The 3,214-nt window shown below is 54.7% G+C and carries 2 protein-coding genes; both read right to left on the bottom strand.

The window, feature by feature from the left end:
* Positions 1 to 71: 71 nt before the first annotated feature.
* The gene (asnS, locus tag Q0X57_RS07915; RefSeq protein WP_297729917.1) at positions 72 to 1,487 is read right to left on the bottom strand and encodes an asparagine--tRNA ligase; all 1,416 of its coding nucleotides are present in this window, start codon (positions 1,485 to 1,487) and stop codon (positions 72 to 74) included.
* Between the two features lie 28 nt (positions 1,488 to 1,515).
* Positions 1,516 to 2,934, bottom strand: a complete 1,419-nt coding sequence (locus tag Q0X57_RS07910; RefSeq protein ID WP_297729915.1) for a pseudouridine synthase — start codon at positions 2,932 to 2,934, stop codon at positions 1,516 to 1,518.
* Between the last annotated feature and the right edge of the window lie 280 nt (positions 2,935 to 3,214).

Raw genomic sequence — 3,214 nt, 5'->3', positions numbered from 1 at the left:
GGAAGGAAACGAAAGTAGGTCAGAAAACTTTCGTTTCCTGACCTACTCGATTGATATGCTTTGCTAGAAAACTAGAAGTTTGCGTTGTTTGGTGTGCGGGGGAAGGGGATTACGTCACGGATATTGGTCATGCCTGTGACGAAGAGTAGGAGTCTCTCGAAGCCTAGTCCGAAGCCCGCATGTGGTGCTGACCCATAGCGACGGGTGTCGAGGTACCACCACAGATCCTTGTCCTTGATGCCGACCTCCTGGGCACGTGCCGTGAGCTTGTCGATGTCGGTCTCACGCTCGCTACCTCCGATGATTTCGCCAATGTGCGGGAAGAGGACATCCATACCGCGGACGGTCTTGCCATCTTCGTTTTGCTTCATATAGAAGGCCTTGATCTCCTTCGGGTAGTCGGTCATGATGACGGGCGCATTGTAGTGCTGCTCGACTAGGTAGCGCTCGTGCTCGCTGGCGAGGTCGGCTCCCCAGTAGACGGGGAACTCGAACTTCTTGCCGTTACGGACGGCCTCCTCGAGGATGGCGACACCCTCGGTATAGGTGGTGCGTACGAATGGACGCTCTACGACGAAGCGGATGCGCTCGATGAGCTCCTTGTCGTAATGCTCGGCGAGGAACTCGAGGTCGTCCATACAGTGATCAAGAGCCCACTGGAGACAATGCTTGGTGAACGCCTCGGCTAGGTCTTGGTTGCCCTCATTATCCATAAAGGCGACCTCGGGCTCAACCATCCAAAACTCAGCGAGGTGCCGTGGGGTATTAGAGTTCTCAGCTCTAAAGGTAGGTCCAAATGTGTAGATACCGCCTAGCGCCATGGCTCCTAGCTCGCCCTCTAGCTGTCCCGATACGGTCAGTGAGGTGTGCTTGCCAAAGAAGTCTTTGCTGTAGTCCACGCTCCCATCCTTAGCGAGGGGGAGCTTGTTCATATCTAGCGTGGTGACGGTAAACATTTGCCCTGCACCCTCGGCATCGCTCGAGGTGATGATCGGGGTGTGGAGGTAAAAGTAGCCACGCTCGTGAAAGAAGGTGTGGATCGCATAAGCCATATTGTGGCGGATGCGGAGGACTGCTGCGAAGGTGTTGGTACGTGGACGCAGGTGGGCGATCTCACGCAGGAACTCTAGGGTGTGCCCCTTCTTTTGCAGTGGATAACGGACGGGATCAGCGGTGCCGTAGATGGTTATTTCGCTAGCCTGTATCTCGTACTCTTGCCCTTGCCCCTGTGAAGCGACGAGCGTGCCGACGACACCTATAGCGGCGCCTGTGGTGATCTGCTCGAGGAGCTTGGGATCGGTCTGGGTTTTGTCAATGACGATCTGTATGCTGTGTACGGTCGAGCCATCGTTGAGCGCAACGAAGCAGACAGCCTTGTTGCCTCGCTTGGTACGTACCCAACCCTTGACACAGACGGGCTGGGGGAGCTGACGCTGAGCAAGCTGGGGGAGCTCCTTGATAGTAGTGCGTGGTAGTGAGTTATTCATAGTATCTGCTGATATGGTTTATGCCTATTTAGTCTTCTATCTCTTCGGATGAGAAGGGATGGTCTAGTGTCTCTTGGTGCTTGTGATAAACTTTGGTGGTGGGGGCTACGCCATTGTCTTCCTGCTCTTTGACCCCCATGCGGAGGTAGCGCACCTCCTCGGGAGTGAGGTAGCGCCAGCGTCCTCGTGGTAGATCTTTCTTGGTGAGACCTGCGTAGTAGACACGGTCTAGATGTACGACGCGATAGCCTAGATGCTCGAAGATGCGACGCACGATGCGGTTACGTCCCGAGTGAATCTCTATACCGACCTTGTCGTGGGTCTGTCCAGTGATATAGCTGATAGCATCGGCGTGGATCTCGCCATCCTCTAGCTCGAAGCCGTGAGCAATCATCTGCATATGCTCTACGGTGACCTCCTTGTCGAGGGCTACCTCGTAGATCTTCTTCTTGCGAAAGGCGGGGTGCATCAGGCGCACCGCTAGGTCCCCATCATTGGTCAAGAGGAGGATGCCAGTCGTGTTGCGGTCTAGTCGACCGATGGGGTAGATGCGCTCGGTGCAGGCGTTGTGTACGAGATCCATAACGGTGCGCCGACCCTCGGGATCGGTGAGTGTGGTGACGCAGTTCTTCGGCTTGTTGAGCAGTACGTAGACCTTTGCCTCTAGGGAGACTGGCTTGTCATCGACCATCACCTGGTCGGTCGGTAGTACCTGTGAGCCAAGCTCGGAGATGACGACACCGTTGACCTTGACACGTCCAGCTACGATGTACTGGTCTGCCGTACGACGCGAGCATAGTCCAGAGTTGGAGAGGAACTTGTTGAGTCGTATCGGTTCGCCCGCCTCAACAAGAGGAGATGCGTAGCGCACTGGCTCGACGGGAGCCTTAGGTGTGCGGGGCTTTGACTCGCCCTTACGCTGCTTGTTAGTACGCTGACCAGCGCTCTTGCGAGGAGCTGAGGTGCGCTTGCTCTTGCGGTCGGTTGAGTCAGCCGAGGCTTCTCTCTTACGACGTGGCGATGAGGTACGAGCTTCTCCGCTGTGAGCTGTAGGACGATTGCCCTTGCCTCTCTGCTTAGCGTATGGGTATATGACAGGGTCATCCTGATTGCCATCACCTACTAAAGATACGGATGCCGTCACTTTGTGAAGACTCCGTCCTTCAGTATGCTGCTCGTCGAAGTCAAATCTGCGCTCCAAAGCTTTCTCAGCATTGATGTCGCGAGGCTTGACCATCTCGGAAGCATCTATGTTACGATGTGTCACCGTGGCTCCAGCCTCGCCACTAACCTTGACACGAATCAAGGATTCGCTGGAAGCGGGTCGCGCTATGCGTTGACGTCTTCGCTTGCCAGTAGATGCGGACGATGTCACCTCGGCAGATGAATCAGCAGAGGTGCTCGCCTTGTGCTGTGCCTCTGATGTAGGATTGCTGTCTATAGACATGAAGCTATTTAATGACTACACAACAAGTTCGGACTGTTGCGTAGTATGTTCTGTATCTAATGGGTCTCTGTCGCTGATCAAAACAGTGTCAGCAAGCTCTCCTTCGGATCTCACGAACGGTGGATCTTACTAGCTGACGGAGCTACGGCAAAGGTACTAATTTATTGGCAGACTAGAACCCCCAGAGCTGACGCATTATAGCGGACGAGTACATCTACGTCTCTATGAGACTGTTGCATAAAGGCGAATCGCTGTGTTGCTTTCGGGATTCGGCTTCGGT

The organism is uncultured Porphyromonas sp., assembly GCF_947254915.1.
Taxonomy (GTDB): domain Bacteria; phylum Bacteroidota; class Bacteroidia; order Bacteroidales; family Porphyromonadaceae; genus Porphyromonas.
This window is presented reverse-complemented; position numbering and strand designations above follow the sequence as displayed.

Excerpts from the sequence above, each read along its gene's own strand:
- Q0X57_RS07910 (WP_297729915.1), bottom strand. The coding sequence starts at position 2,934 with ATGTCTATAGACAGCAATCCTACATCAGAGGCACAGCACAAGGCGAGC.
- asnS (WP_297729917.1), bottom strand. The coding sequence starts at position 1,487 with ATGAATAACTCACTACCACGCACTACTATCAAGGAGCTCCCCCAGCTT.